Origin of the sequence: Streptomyces sp. NPDC002265 (assembly GCF_040296125.1) — a bacterium.
Lineage (GTDB): Bacteria > Actinomycetota > Actinomycetes > Streptomycetales > Streptomycetaceae > Streptomyces.
This window is the reverse complement of sequence record NZ_JBEOWS010000292.1, coordinates 1-12,572: the sequence shown is the minus strand read 5'-3', so window position 1 is coordinate 12,572 and position 12,572 is coordinate 1. Positions and strand designations below refer to the sequence as shown.

Genomic DNA, 12,572 nt, shown 5'->3' with positions numbered 1-12,572 from the left:
GTCAACTCCGACGGCCTCAAGCTCGACAAGCAGCGCCACCTCCAGCCCGTCTGGGCCGCGGCCACAACCGGCGCGTCCAGGACGGCGACCCCTCGGCGCACGCGGAGACGGCCGCGTTCCGGGCGGCCGGACGGCAGCGGTCGTACCGCGGGACGACGATGGTGACCACCCTCTCGCCGTGCTGGTACTGCAGCGGGCTCGTCCGCCAGTTCGGTATCTCGCGGGTGATCGTCGGCGAGGCGGTCACCTTCCACGGCGGCCATGACTGGCTGGCGGAGCACGGCGTGGAGATCGTGCTCCTGGACGACCCCGAGTGCATCGGAATGATGCGCGACTTCATCAGGAGCAGCCCGGAACTGTGGAACGAGGACATCGGTGAGTGAGTCCAGGGTCCCCCGCATCCCGACCGTCGACCTCGCGCCCTGGCTCGACGGCGATCCCGCGGCCCGCGCGGGCATCGCCTGTACCGTCGACCAGGCCCTCCGGTCGGCGGGATTCCTGCTCGTCACCGGCCACGGAGTGGACCCCGCGCTGCGCTCGGAGATCCGGGCGGCGGCCCGCGTCTTCTTCGCACTGGACGAGAAGACCAAGCGGCGCTACGAGGCCAGGGTCGGCGGCCGTGGCTGGCTGGGCCCCGGAGCGGAGGCCAACGGGTACGCGGAGGGCACCGAGACCCCGCCGGACCTCAAGGAGTCGCTGACGTTCGCGACCCACGAACCGTTCGAGGACCCGGCCGTCAACGCGGAGTGGTACGCGCCCAACGTCTGGCCCGAGGAGGTGCCCGGGCTGCGGGCGCCGTGCGAGGAGTACCTGGCTCGGATGGCGGAGCTGGAGAACCGTCTGCTCACCCTGCTCGGCGAGGCCCTGGGCCTCGAACCGGACTTCTTCACCCGGCACATGGCGCATCCCACGTACGGCTTCAACATCAACTGGTATCCCGGCACCGAGGTGACCGGCGAGCCCCGGCCGGGGCAGTTCCGCATCGGCCCGCACACCGACTTCGGGACGGTCACCATCCTGGACCGGCAGGCCGGCAGGGGCGGTCTCCAGGTCTGGACGGACGAGGGCGGCTGGGAGGACGCGCCTTACGACCCGGCCGCCTTCACCATCAACATCGGCGATCTGATGGCCCGTTGGACCGGGGACCGGTGGCGCTCGGGCCGCCATCGGGTTCTTCCGCCGCCCTCGGACGCGCCCGCCGAGGAGCTGATGTCGCTGGTCTACTTCGGCGAGTGCACCCCGGGCACCCTCGTCGAGTCGGTCCCGGCTCCGGTGGGACGGGTGACGTACGAGGCCGTGGACTCGCATGTCTATCTGCGAGGGAAGCTGGACTCGATCACCGTGGACTGACCGACGGGGTCCGACCGCTCGGAGGAGAGGACACCGGGGCCCCCTAGGTCCCGTCGAGAATTTCGACCATTCGTTCGAATCTGGCCCGCCAGGACGCCTCGGTCCCGCCCTCCCCGCGGAACTCGTGCCGGAACCTCAGACAGGTCCCGGTGTCCCCGTCCCGCTCCAGATGGAAGCGGATCCGGCCGCCGCCCTCCACCGTGTACTCGGCGACCCGCTCCACGTCCCACGCGGTGACCCGCCCGCTGCCCAGCCCGCGCAGGGCGACTTTCCCGTCGAGGCGGGGTTCGAGCACCTCGGCCTCGGTGAACCAGCCCGCGAGCCCCTCCGCCCCGGCCAGCGCCGGCCAGACCCGCTCCACCGGCACCGGCAGCCGCACCAGGAAGTGAAGGATGTGCGTGTTCCCGTGCGTCACGCTGGTGCCCTGCTCGACGGAACCGGTCATGACACCAGCGTGACCCCGACCCGCACGATGCGCACCCCTTACGGGCGCTGACCTGCCCCGTCGGCCATCGCTCCGGCTGTCCGCACGGCAAAGGCCGGCTCCCGTGACCTGGGTCACCGGAACCGGCCTCTGGGGGTGCGGACGTCAGACGCCCGCGTACGAGTGCTTGCCGGAGACGAAGATGTTGACCCCGTAGTAGTTGAAGAGCCAGCAGCCGAAGGCGATCAGGGCGATGTAGGCGGCCTTGCGGCCCTTCCAGCCGGCCGTGGCGCGGGCGTGCAGGTAGCAGGCGTAGGCGACCCAGGTGATGAACGCCCAGGTCTCCTTGGGGTCCCAGCCCCAGTAGCGGCCCCAGGCGTCGCCCGCCCAGATGGCGCCCGCGATGATCGTGAACGTCCACAGCGGGAAGACGGCCGCGTTGACGCGGTAGGAGAACTTGTCGAGGGACGCCGAGGCGGGCAGCCGCTCCAGGAACGAGGTCGCGAAGCGGCCGGGCTTGCCGCCCTCGGCGAGCTTGTTCTCGTAGGAGTCCTTGAAGAGGTAGAGGATCGTGCCGACCGCGCCGACGTAGAAGACCGCGCCGCACAGGATCGCCGTCGACACGTGGATGTACAGCCAGTACGAGTGCAGCGCGGGCACCAGCTGGTCGCTGGCGGTGTACAGGACCGTGACGGCGACACCGAGGTCGAGCAGGACCGTGGTGATCAGGAACAGGCCGAGCCAGCGGACGTTCTTCTTCAGCGCGAGCAGCACGAGGTACACGCCGACGGCGACCGTGGAGAAGGTGATGTTGAACTCGTACATGTTGCCCCACGGCGCCCGCTCCACCGAGGCCGCGCGGGCGATCACGCCGCCCAGCTCGACGAGGAAGGCGAGCACGGTGAGCGAGATGGCGATCCGCCCGTACAGGTCGCCCTGCACGTCGCCGCCGTGCGCGCCCGGCCCGTCCGGCACGTCGCGGGCGCCGGTGGCGGACCGCACGACGACCTTCGGCCGCTCCAGCACCGCGGTGCCGCCCGCCGTCTGCACGGTGACGGCCGGGCCGCTCTTCGCGGTCGGCTCGGAGGTCAGCGCGGCGGCGGTGCGGCCGACCTTGCTGCGGCTGCCGAAGAGCCATTCGGCGATGTACGCGAAGAAGGCCAGGGTGTAGACGGCCATCGCCGAGTAGATCAGCGTGTTGCTGATGTTCGCGAGGTGTTCGTTGGTCGCGGTGGCGAGAGTCACTTCTCAGCCCCTTCGGCAGGTACGGCTGGGGTGTCGGGGGATTCGGACGTGTCGCCGGGGTCGGGGGCCCCGGGGGCCTGGTCGTACAGGGTCCCGGCGAGGTCGCCGAGCTCCTCGGGCAGCTTCGCGGACTCGCTGCGGCCCAGGCCGCCCATCTCGACGACGGTCACCCCGTCCGCGCCGCGCGTGGCGCGGACCCACACCCGGCGGCGCTGGATGAACAGGGAGCCCGCCAGACCGAAGATCGCGGCGGTCGCGCCGGCCAGGGCCCAGCCGCTGCCGGGCTGCTGCGTGACCTGGAAGTTCGCCCACTCCTTGGTGCCGTCGTAGGTGATCGAACCGGCGCCGTTCGGCAGGGTCATGGTCTCGCCGGGCTTCAGGTTCCCCCGCAGCTGCTGTCCCTTGGCGTCCTTGAAGTACTTCATGTGGGTCTTGTCGAGCTGGTACACGCTCTGCGGGATGCCCGAGTCGACCCCGAGGTCGCCGTGGTACGGCGCCAGGTTCAGCACCGGGTTCAGCATCGCCGGGAACTGCGAGGACACCACGCTGCCGCCGCCGTAGGTCGGCAGGAAGAACGCCTGGAAGCCGAGCTGCTCGGAGACGCCCGCGGGGCTCTTGTAGCCGTCCATGACCTTGATGGCGCCCGAGGAGGTGACGTTGGAGTCCAGCGGCAGCAGCGGTACGGCGTTGTGGAAGACGACGTCGCCCTTGCCGTCCCTGACGGTCACCACGGGGGCGTAGCCGTGGGCGGTGAGATAGACCTTCGAGTCGCCGATCTCCAGCGGCTCGTTGACCTTGACGGTGGTCTTCCTCTCCTTGCCGTAGGCGCCCTCGCTGTAGGTGACGGCCGCCTGGTAGGTGCGCGGGGTGCCCTTGTTGGGGCCGGTCAGCTCGTAGGTGCCGGTGAACTTGTCCAGGACGAAGCTGAACGGCACCAGGTCGTCCGTGCCGAAGAGGTTGCCGGACTTGAAGTCGTCGTAGGAGATGAGCGTGTTGGAGAAGCCGTCGCCCTCGACGACCAGCTTGTTGCCCTCGGACTTGAAGAGCTGGCCCCAGGCGAAGGCGGTCAGCATCACGATCAGCGCGATGTGGAAGGCGAGGTTGCCGACCTCGCGCAGATAGCCCTTCTCGGCCGCGACGGCGTCGCCGACAGGGTGGGCGCGGAAGCGGCGCTTCTTCAGCAGCGCGAGCGCGGCCTCACGGACCTGCTCGGGCGAGACATCGGTGCGCCAGGTCGTGTACGCGGGCAGCCGGGTCAGCCGCTTGGGCGCGCCCGGCGGACGGCCGCGCAGCTGGCCGACGAACTGCCAGGTGCGCGGCACGATGCAGCCGATGAGGGAGACGAACAGCAGGATGTAGATCGCGGAGAACCACACCGAGCTGTAGACGTGGAAGAGCCCGAGCTTGTCGTAGACCGCGGCGAGGGTCTCGTGGGCGTCACGGAAGTCGGCGACCTTCGTCGCGTCGGTCCCGGACTGCGGGATCAGCGAGCCGGGGATCGCGCCGAGCGCCAGCAGCAGGAGCAGCAGCAGCGCGACCCGCATGGAGGTGAGCTGCCGCCAGAACCAGCGGGCCCAGCCGACGACCCCCATGCCCGGCAGGTCGGCCCGCGACTCCTGGGGCGCGGTGGACAGCTGGGAACCGGCGGCGCCGAGGTCGTCGGGGGCGGTCGCGGCCCCGTCGGTCTGCGTGCCGGTCGTCGTCTTGCTCATGGATCAGATCCCCACAGTGAAGCCGGTGGACCAGGTCTGCAGGTCCTGCACGATGCGGTCCCACGCGCCGGTCAGCAGCAGCAGGCCGGTCACGATCATCATGGTGCCGCCGATGCGCATCACCCAGGCGTAGTGGCGCTTGACCCAGCCGAAGGCGCCGAGCGCCTTGCGGAAGGCGACCGCGGCGAGCACGAAGGGCACGCCGAGGCCCAGGCAGTAGGCGACGGTCAGTATGGCACCACGGCCCGCGCTCGACTGCTGGGCGGACAGGGCCAGCACCGAGGAGAGGGTCGGTCCGATGCACGGCGTCCAGCCGATGCCGAACAGCGCGCCCAGCAGCGGCGCGCCGACCAGTCCCGTCACGGGTCTGCGGTGGAAGCGGAACTCCCGCTGGGTGAGCCAGGGCATCAGCCCCATGAAGAAGACGCCCATGAGGATCATGAGCACGCCCAGCACCTTGGTCAGGACGCCCTTGTTGTCCTGCAACGTGGAGCCGAAGTAGCCGAACAGCGCTCCGCCGGAGACGAACACGGCCATGAAGCCGAGCACGAACAGCGAGGCGCCCGCGACCATCCGGCCGCGCCGGGCCTCGGCCAGGTCGGTTCCGGTGACACCGGTGACGTAGGCCAGATAGCCGGGTACGAGCGGCAGGACGCACGGGGAGAAGAAGGAGATGAGGCCGGCGAGCAGGGCCAGTGGCATGGCGACGAGCAGGGCGCCGTTGAGCACGGTCGGGTTCGGGTCCGTCGCCGCGGCGAGCAGGGACACTCCGGTCACGTCACTTCTCCGCGAGGACCGGGGAGATCATCTTGCGCAGCTTCTCCTCGCTGAGCGCGGACAGCGAGCGGGCCGCGATCTTCCCGTCCCGGTCGAGGACGAGCGTGGAGGGGATCGCCTGCGGGTTGAGGGTGCCCTTGGCGAAGCGGAGCATCAGCTTGCCCGTCGGGTCGTACAGGCTCTGGTAGCTGACGCCGTACTGCTTCTCGAAGGCGCGGGCGGGGCTGGTGCTGGTGTCGCGGGTGTTGATGCCGACGAACTGCACGCCCTGGCCCTTGAGGTCCTGGTAGACCTTCTCGAAGCCGGACGCCTCGGCGCGGCACGGCGGGCACCAGGAGCCCCACACGTTCAGGACGACGACCTGGCCCTTGTAGGCGGCGACGTCGAGCTGCTTGCCGTCGACCGTCTCACCCGACAGGTCGGGGGCGGCGGCCCGCTCCCCCTTGTCGGCGGTCGCGATGCCGTCCTTGCCCAGGACGAAGTTGGTGTTGCCGCCGCCTCCGGACGTGCCCCCGGACGTGCAGGCGGACAGCAGCAGCGCGGCCACGGCGACACCGACGCTGCTCAGGGCGGCGGTGCGACGCGAGCGGATCCTGGTCGTCGAACGCGGGGAGGTGCGGGTGGCGGCACTCATGTGAAAAGTTTCGCATGACCGTTCTGAGGATCTTGCGCACCCCCCTTGCGGGCGGAAACCCGCATTTCAGGCGGCCTTTCAGGTGGCCGTGGCGGGGGCGGAGTTCGTGGGTGCGCCGGTGTTCGCGGGGGCGCCGCTGGGTGCGCCGGTGTTCGCGGGGGCGGGCTCGAGGAACTCCTGCCAGCCGCCGGCCGGCCGCTGACCGACGTCCAGCGTGCGCAGCTTCTCCAGGACTTCCGGCCGCTGCACGTCGAGCCAGTCCGCGAACTGCCGGAAGGAGACCAGCCGTACGTCCGCGCCCTTCTCCTTCTCCCGCGCGATGTGCACGAAGGCCTGCTCCACGGCGTCCATGTAGATGCCGCCGTTCCAGTGCTCGAAGTGGTTGCCTATGAAGAAGGGCGCCCGGTTCGTCTCGTATGCCCGCTGGAAGCCGGATATGTACGCCTGGGCGGCCTGCTGACGCCAGTGCGGGTAGTTGTAGGCGGGTGCGTTGGTGGAGTTCACCGACTGGTTGGCGAGGATGTTGTAGTCCATGGAGAGGACCTCGAAGCGGTGCCCGGGGAACGGCATCTGCTGCAACGGCAGATCCCAGATCCCCTGCCGCTTGCCGGGCCAGACCTGCCGGCCGCCGGGCGAGGAGGCGTCGTAGCGCCAGCCGAGTTCACGGGCGGCGGGCAGCAGGTTGTCCTGCCCGAGCAGACAGGGCGTACGGCCGCCGACGAGTTCCTTGTCGTAGTCGAAGGGCAGCGGCTCCAGATCGGTCCAGCCGGTGTTGGTCCGCCACTCCTTCACGAACGCCTTGGCCTGGGCTATCTCGCTCTTCCACTGCCGCGGGGTCCAGTGGCCGACCGAGCCGCTGCCCCCGCAGAAGTGCCCGTTGAAGTGGGTGCCTATCTCGTGACCCTCCAGCCACGCGCGGCGGATGTTGGTGAGCGTGGCCCGGACGTGGTCGTCGCTGAGGTAGCCGATGTCGGAGGCGCCGCGCGGGTTGTTGGGCGGGTCGTAGAGCCGCTTCTTCGACTCGGGCAGCAGGTACAGCCCGGACAGGAAGAAGGTCATGCTCGCGCCGTGCTCCTTGGCGAGGTCCAGGAAGCGCGGGAAGAGGCCGTTGCCGACCTCGCCGGCTCCGTCCCAGGAGAAGACGACGAACTGCGGCGGCTGCTGACCGGGTTCCAGCGGCACGGGGGCGGCGGGCTGGTGCGGCTGACGGCCGCTGAAGGAGGTCGAGCCGTCGCCGAGGGGGCGCGCTGTGTGGGTCGGCTGCCCGCCGGGGGTCGCGGAGGGGCTCGCGGAACCCCGGGGGCTCGCGGAACCGGCGGCGTGGGCCGCACCGTCCGACGGCGTGCCCGTGCCGCACCCCGCGAGCCCGGCGGCGGCCGCGGCACCCGCGCCCAGACCGAGCGCTCCCCTTCGAGTCAGAGTGCGCATGGCATCCCCCGTTCGTCGCGTTCTGAGGTGGTCACTCATTCAGAGGACGCGACGAACGAGGTGGTTCCGCGCGATCGCACGGAACTCGCGACGGCTGTCACGAACGGGCCATGGACCACCGGAGGTCGCTCTCGCGTCGGCGCCAGTGCCCCCGCCCGTCACCGGCTCCGTACCGGCGGCTATGCCCCGAAAGCCTTGCCCTGCCCCTTGACCGGCTTGGCACCGGCGAGGAGATGGGCCGGGACGAGATCGCGGGCCGGCTCGGTGTAGCCGACGGAGACGATCTTGTCGCCCTGGTACGTGAAGGTCGTCAGCGAGGCGAGCGTGCACTGCCGCTTGCGCGGATCATGCCACAGCCGCCGCCGCTCGACATAGGACCGCACGATCCAGATCGGCAGCTGGTGACTGACCAGTACGGCCTCATGGCCACGGGCCGCGTCCTTGGCCGCGTCCAGCGCCCCCATCATCCGTACGACCTGGTCGACGTACGGCTCGCCCCAGGACGGCTTGAACGGGTTGACCAGGTGCTTCCAGTTGTCGGGCTTGCGCAGCGCGCCGTCCCCGACACCGAAGGTCTTGCCCTGGAAGACGTTGTCGGCCTCGATGAGCCGGCCGTCGGTGGCGAGGTCGAGCCCGTGCGCCTTGGCGATCGGCGTCGCCGTCTCCTGCGCCCGCTCCAGCGGGGAGGCGACGACGTGGGTGACGTCGCGGGAGGCGAGGTGCTCGGCGACCCGGTCGGCCATCTGCCGCCCGAGCTCGGACAGGTGATAGCCGGGCAGCCGGCCGTAGAGGATCCCGTCCGGGTTGTGGACCTCGCCGTGCCGCATGAGGTGGACGACGGTCAGTTCGCCGTCGCCGCTTCCGCCGATGCCCTTGTTGTCGATGCCGTTGCTCACGCCGTGGCCTCCGCCGCCGCTCGGGCCGCCGCCGGGAGGGCGTCGGCGATCCGCTGGAGGGCCCGCTCGTCGTGGGCCGTGGAGACGAACCAGGACTCGAAGGACGAGGGCGGCAGATAGACGCCGTTCGCCAGCAGCGACTGGAAGAAGGCGGTGAAGCGGAAGGACTCCTGCGCCTTGGCGTCCTCGTAGTTGCGGACCGGGCGGTCCGTGAAGAAGACGGAGAACATGTTGGAGGCGGTCTGCAGCGTGTGCGCGACGCCCTCCTTGCCCAGCGCCTCGGACACGAGCGCCTGGATCTGCCGCGACACGGCGTCGACCTTGACGTACGCGGCGTCGTCGAGCAGGCGCAGCTGCGCGAGACCGGCGGCGGTGGCGACGGGGTTCCCGGAGAGGGTGCCCGCCTGGTAGACCGGCCCGGCGGGCGCGAGGTGCTCCATGACGTCGGCGCGGCCGCCGAAGGCCGCGGCCGGGAAGCCGCCGCCCATGACCTTGCCGAAGGTCATCAGGTCGGGCTTGACCCCGTCGATCCCGTACCAGCCGGCCCTGCTGGTGCGGAAGCCGGTCATCACCTCGTCGGAGATGTACAGCGCGCCGTTCTGCGCGCAGGCGTCCTTCAGGCCCTGGTTGAAGCCGGGCAGCGGCGGTACGACGCCCATGTTGCCCGGCGACGCCTCGGTGATCACGCAGGCGATCTCCCCCGGGTGCCGGTGGAACGCCTCGTGCACCGCCTCCAGGTCGTTGTACGGCAGCACGATGGTGTCGCCGGCCTGGGCGCCGGTGACGCCGGGGGTGTCGGGCAGCGCGAAGGTGGCCACCCCGCTGCCGGCCGCGGCCAGCAGGGAGTCGACGTGCCCGTGGTAGCAGCCGGCGAACTTGATCACCTTGGCCCGCCGGGTGAAGCCGCGCGCGAGCCGGATCGCGGACATGGTGGCCTCGGTGCCGCTGGAGACCAGCCGCACCTGCTGCACGGGCTCGACCCGCGCGACGATCTCCTCGGCGAGCGCGACCTCGCCCTCACCGGGAGTACCGAAGGAAGTGCCGCGGGAGACGGCCTCCTGCACCGCGGCGACGACCTCGGGGTGCGCGTGGCCGAGGATCATCGGGCCCCAGGAACAGACGAGGTCGACGTACTCCCGGCCGTCCGCGTCGGTCAGGTACGGACCGGTACCGGACACCATGAACCGGGGCGTACCGCCCACCGCGCGGAAGGCGCGGACCGGGGAGTTCACCCCGCCCGGCGTGACGGCGGCCGCGCGGTCGAACAGGGCCTGCGAGGCAGGCGCTTCGTAGGGATAGGGCGCTCCTGAAGAGGGCGATTCGCTCATGACCTGCGACTTCTCCGACCTTCTCCGACTTGTTCGGACTCCGCTTGCTGCGTGACCTCCTCAGGGTAGGCCAGGGCCGGGGAACGGCAGGGAGCAGCGGGGCGCCCCGCGCACCGGCCGGGCGCGGGGCCGTGACCGAGCGTGCCCGAGCCGGAACGGTCCGAGCGGAGAAGACGGCCGACCGGGACCGGACCGGGCAAATCGGTGGACCGCCCCGTACCATCTGCGAAACTGGCACCTGATACACAGAGCTACGGACGGGCCGAGCCGTGCCGGACCGCGAGCGCCTGCCCGGGCTCGCTCGAAGGCCTGCCCAGGAGCTCGCTCAGGGGCCCGCACAGGGGCTCGCTCGCGACTGCGAAGATCCTGTGGGCCGTTGTTTCAGCGCACGTTTCGGCGAGCGACCGTGGGGGAGGTCACTGTCACGATGATCGGGTTGCGCGGCGGGGGCCACGCGTCCTAGAAAAGCAGTCGGGTGGAGATATGCATCGCGGTGGCGGGCTGGGCGAGGGGACTGACGGTCTGGGTCCTCGACGCGCCCAACGGGGAAAACACCGGCGCGAGGCGGAGGAGCCGCACGAAACACTTCAGGCACATGGTGCACCGATGGAGTCCGACCGGCTCGACCGTGAGGTCGACCGGCTCAGGACCGGTAGCAGGAATGGTGGTCGGGTGGGGGTGACGTACAAATACTTCGGCGCGCCGGACGGCGCGACGGCGGCCCGCGTCCCGATCTCGATGCGCCCCGAGGAACTCGGCGGCGACGAGCTCGGCATGGGTGGCATGTTCACCAAGATCAAGCCGGAGACGATGGCGGCCATGGTGCTGACCGGCATCCAGGGTGTCCCCCTCAACAAGGTGCCCCCCTTGGAACTGGTCGTCCTGCACCCCGACTACGCGGTCGTGAAGCTCCCGACGACGGTCGTCGACCCCCTGCGCGACGTCGGCGAGGAGGCGGTGGGCGCGGCGGCGTTCATCTGGTCGACCGTGCCGGACCGGGGCGGCCCGCGGGACGCCTTCAACGTCTACCAGCTCCTGCACGAGTGGCAGGACTTCTCCCACCGACTGCACGAGGCGGGGCACCAGCCGTACTGCCTGGTGTGGCCGTGACCTGAGATTTCCTTACGAACGGGCGGAGCTCACGGGCTCCGCCCTCGCCGTTTCCACGCCCGGCGGACCCGCCCGGGCCGGCGGTGTCGGGCGGTGCCGGTTCAGTCCAGTTGCAGCCGGTCCGCCACTCCCGCCGCCTCGAACGCCGCGACCAGGTCCTCACGGGTCTCCGTGAAGTGCGCCCAGCTGTCGCAGTGCGCGGGTACGACCCGACGGGCGCCGAGAATCCCGGCGGCCTCGGCGGCTCCGGCGCCGTCGAGCACGAGCAGGGCGCCGTCGAAGAGGGGCTGGATGCGGGGCGCCCCCGCGAAGAGCACGGCCGTGTCCACCGGGCCGAACCGGTCCGCGATCTCCCTGACCAGGTCGAGCGAGGCGTTGTCCCCGCTGACGTAGACCGTGGGCAGGTCGTCCGAGGTCAGCAGGAAGCCGATGACCTCGCCGGAGATCGGCTCGGCGCCCTCGGGTCCGTGCAGGGCGGGGGCGGCGGTGACGGTGACGGAGCCGCCGCCGGGCCGGTCCAGTCGCACGGACTCCCAGGGGGCCAGCCCGCGGGCCGTGCCGCCCAGCCGGCCCGCGCCGCCCCGGGTGGTGAGGGTGAGCGGCACCTCCGCGAGCAGGGCCCGGCCGGAGCGGTCGAGGTTGTCGGGGTGTTCGTCGTGCGAGAGCAGCACCGCGTCCACGGGGCCGAGGTCGCCCGGCTCGACGGGGGACGGGGCGGTCTTGGTCAGGGTCGGCCCGCCGGGGGTCGGGTAGTGACCGGTCCCGTCGAAGGTCGGGTCGCTGAGGAAGCGCAGCCCGCCGTACTCGATCAGTGCGGTCGGGCCGCCGAAGACCCGGACGGGAATCTGTTCGGCGGTCGCGTCGACAGGGGTCATCAGAAAACACCTCACGGATGAGAAGTCGTTTATCCGTGAGAGACGGTAGTCGCTTCTCACGGATGGATGCAAGACGTACCATGAGAGCCATGCGAAAGACCGGGGCCGTGGAGCCCGAGGAGCACGAGGGGACCCAGGGGGCCGTGACGTCCGAGGAGAGCGGGATGCCGATCGCGCCCGGGGCGGAGCGGTACCCCGCCCTCGACCTCGCCAACAGCGCCCTCGCGCTGCCCGGCGGGCAGGTCCTCGACCTGCTGGGTACCCCCGCCGCCGCGACCCGGTGGCTGGTCGACCACGGCCTCGCGCCGGTCGAGGCGGAACTGCGCGAGACCTGCGCCGCCCAGCTGCGCTCACTGCGCGAACAGATCCGCGCCCTGATCTCCTCCCGGGTCGAGGGCCACCCCGCCCCCGGCGGGGCCCTGAACGGCCTCAACGACGCGCTCACCCGGGCGCCCGCGGTATCCCTGCTGAACTGGGACGCCACCCGCGGTCTGCACCGGGCCCTGTCCCACCCCACCACCCGGATCGTCGAGCGCGCCCTGGCCACCCTTGCCGCCGACGCCGCCGACCTGCTCACCGGCGCCGACGCGGACCGGCTCACCGCCTGCGGCTCACCGCCCTGCAACCGCTATCTGCTGCGGCACGGCCGCCGCCACTGGTGCTCCACCCGGTGCGGCGACCGCGCCCGCGCCGCCCGCGCCTACGCCCGCCGCACCGGCACCGGCACCGGCGGCGCCGAGGAGAACTGACCTCGTCAGGAGGACGGGACCGGCGGGAGGCCGGGACCTCCGGG

13 protein-coding genes are annotated in these 12,572 nt (G+C 71.1%); 4 read left to right on the top strand and 9 right to left on the bottom strand.

All coding sequences use genetic code 11. The features are described 5' to 3' along the window. Together ABT085_RS35350 and ABT085_RS35345 are read left to right on the top strand one after the other, a co-directional pair. Positions 1–383: nucleoside deaminase (locus tag ABT085_RS35350; RefSeq protein WP_351617511.1), on the top strand; the 383-nt coding region annotated here is incomplete at its 5' end. Then, positions 376–1,350, top strand: coding sequence for an isopenicillin N synthase family dioxygenase (locus tag ABT085_RS35345; protein ID WP_351617508.1), 975 nt, complete (start codon positions 376–378; stop codon positions 1,348–1,350). The genes ABT085_RS35350 and ABT085_RS35345, both read left to right, overlap by 8 nt. 43 nt (positions 1,351–1,393) lie before the next feature. Here the strand turns inward: ABT085_RS35345 and ABT085_RS35340 are convergent, their stop codons facing one another. The 8 genes from ABT085_RS35340 to hemL form a co-directional block, all read right to left on the bottom strand. Then, positions 1,394–1,795 carry an SRPBCC domain-containing protein gene (locus ABT085_RS35340; RefSeq protein WP_351617505.1) on the bottom strand — a complete coding sequence of 134 codons (402 nt, stop codon included), beginning with the start codon at positions 1,793–1,795 and terminating at the stop codon, positions 1,394–1,396. A gap of 144 nt (positions 1,796–1,939) precedes the next feature. Then, positions 1,940–3,019, bottom strand: a complete 1,080-nt coding sequence (gene ccsB / locus ABT085_RS35335; protein ID WP_351617502.1) for a c-type cytochrome biogenesis protein CcsB — start codon at positions 3,017–3,019, stop codon at positions 1,940–1,942. Continuing rightward, on the bottom strand, positions 3,016–4,731 hold the full coding sequence (gene resB, locus ABT085_RS35330) for a cytochrome c biogenesis protein ResB (RefSeq protein ID WP_351617499.1): 1,716 nt from the start codon (positions 4,729–4,731) through the stop codon (positions 3,016–3,018). The genes ccsB and resB overlap by 4 nt, the downstream gene beginning before the upstream one ends. A 3-nt stretch (positions 4,732–4,734) precedes the next feature. Then, positions 4,735–5,508 carry a cytochrome c biogenesis CcdA family protein gene (locus tag ABT085_RS35325; protein ID WP_351617496.1) on the bottom strand — a complete coding sequence of 258 codons (774 nt, stop codon included), beginning with the start codon at positions 5,506–5,508 and terminating at the stop codon, positions 4,735–4,737. Between the two features lies 1 nt (position 5,509). Further along, complete coding sequence (locus ABT085_RS35320; protein WP_351617494.1) at positions 5,510–6,142, bottom strand: TlpA family protein disulfide reductase; 633 nt, start codon at positions 6,140–6,142, stop codon at positions 5,510–5,512. A gap of 78 nt (positions 6,143–6,220) precedes the next feature. Continuing rightward, positions 6,221–7,570 (bottom strand): polysaccharide deacetylase family protein, encoded by a 1,350-nt coding sequence (locus ABT085_RS35315; RefSeq protein WP_351617491.1) that lies wholly within the window; start codon positions 7,568–7,570, stop codon positions 6,221–6,223. Positions 7,571–7,749: 179 nt separating this feature from the next. After that, entirely contained in the window at positions 7,750–8,397 is a 648-nt protein-coding gene (locus tag ABT085_RS35310) for a histidine phosphatase family protein (RefSeq protein WP_351617517.1), read from the bottom strand. 65 nt (positions 8,398–8,462) lie between these two features. Then, positions 8,463–9,794, bottom strand: coding sequence for a glutamate-1-semialdehyde 2,1-aminomutase (gene hemL / locus ABT085_RS35305; RefSeq protein ID WP_351617488.1), 1,332 nt, complete (start codon positions 9,792–9,794; stop codon positions 8,463–8,465). Between the two features lie 483 nt (positions 9,795–10,277). Between hemL and ABT085_RS35300 the strand changes: the two genes are divergently transcribed. Continuing rightward, positions 10,278–10,904, top strand: a complete 627-nt coding sequence (locus tag ABT085_RS35300) for a hypothetical protein (protein ID WP_351617485.1) — start codon at positions 10,278–10,280, stop codon at positions 10,902–10,904. 101 nt (positions 10,905–11,005) lie between these two features. On the opposite strand, the gene ABT085_RS35295 is transcribed toward ABT085_RS35300, so the two are convergent. Beyond that, entirely contained in the window at positions 11,006–11,779 is a 774-nt protein-coding gene (locus tag ABT085_RS35295; RefSeq protein ID WP_351617483.1) for an MBL fold metallo-hydrolase, read from the bottom strand. A gap of 164 nt (positions 11,780–11,943) precedes the next feature. Here ABT085_RS35295 and ABT085_RS35290 point away from each other — a divergent pair, with 164 nt between their 5' ends. Beyond that, positions 11,944–12,528: a CGNR zinc finger domain-containing protein gene (locus tag ABT085_RS35290; RefSeq protein ID WP_351617514.1), complete on the top strand. Its 585-nt coding sequence runs from the start codon at positions 11,944–11,946 to the stop codon at positions 12,526–12,528. Positions 12,529–12,572 lie beyond the last annotated feature (44 nt).

Coding starts and splice junctions, on each gene's coding strand:
- ABT085_RS35340 (WP_351617505.1), bottom strand. CDS start 1,795: ATGACCGGTTCCGTCGAGCAGGGCACCAGCGTGACGCACGGGAACACG.
- resB (WP_351617499.1), bottom strand. CDS start 4,731: ATGAGCAAGACGACGACCGGCACGCAGACCGACGGGGCCGCGACCGCC.
- ABT085_RS35320 (WP_351617494.1), bottom strand. CDS start 6,142: ATGAGTGCCGCCACCCGCACCTCCCCGCGTTCGACGACCAGGATCCGC.
- ABT085_RS35315 (WP_351617491.1), bottom strand. CDS start 7,570: ATGCGCACTCTGACTCGAAGGGGAGCGCTCGGTCTGGGCGCGGGTGCC.
- ABT085_RS35310 (WP_351617517.1), bottom strand. CDS start 8,397: ATGCGGCACGGCGAGGTCCACAACCCGGACGGGATCCTCTACGGCCGG.
- hemL (WP_351617488.1), bottom strand. CDS start 9,794: ATGAGCGAATCGCCCTCTTCAGGAGCGCCCTATCCCTACGAAGCGCCT.
- ABT085_RS35300 (WP_351617485.1), top strand. CDS start 10,278: ATGCATCGCGGTGGCGGGCTGGGCGAGGGGACTGACGGTCTGGGTCCT.
- ABT085_RS35295 (WP_351617483.1), bottom strand. CDS start 11,779: ATGACCCCTGTCGACGCGACCGCCGAACAGATTCCCGTCCGGGTCTTC.
- ABT085_RS35290 (WP_351617514.1), top strand. CDS start 11,944: ATGCCGATCGCGCCCGGGGCGGAGCGGTACCCCGCCCTCGACCTCGCC.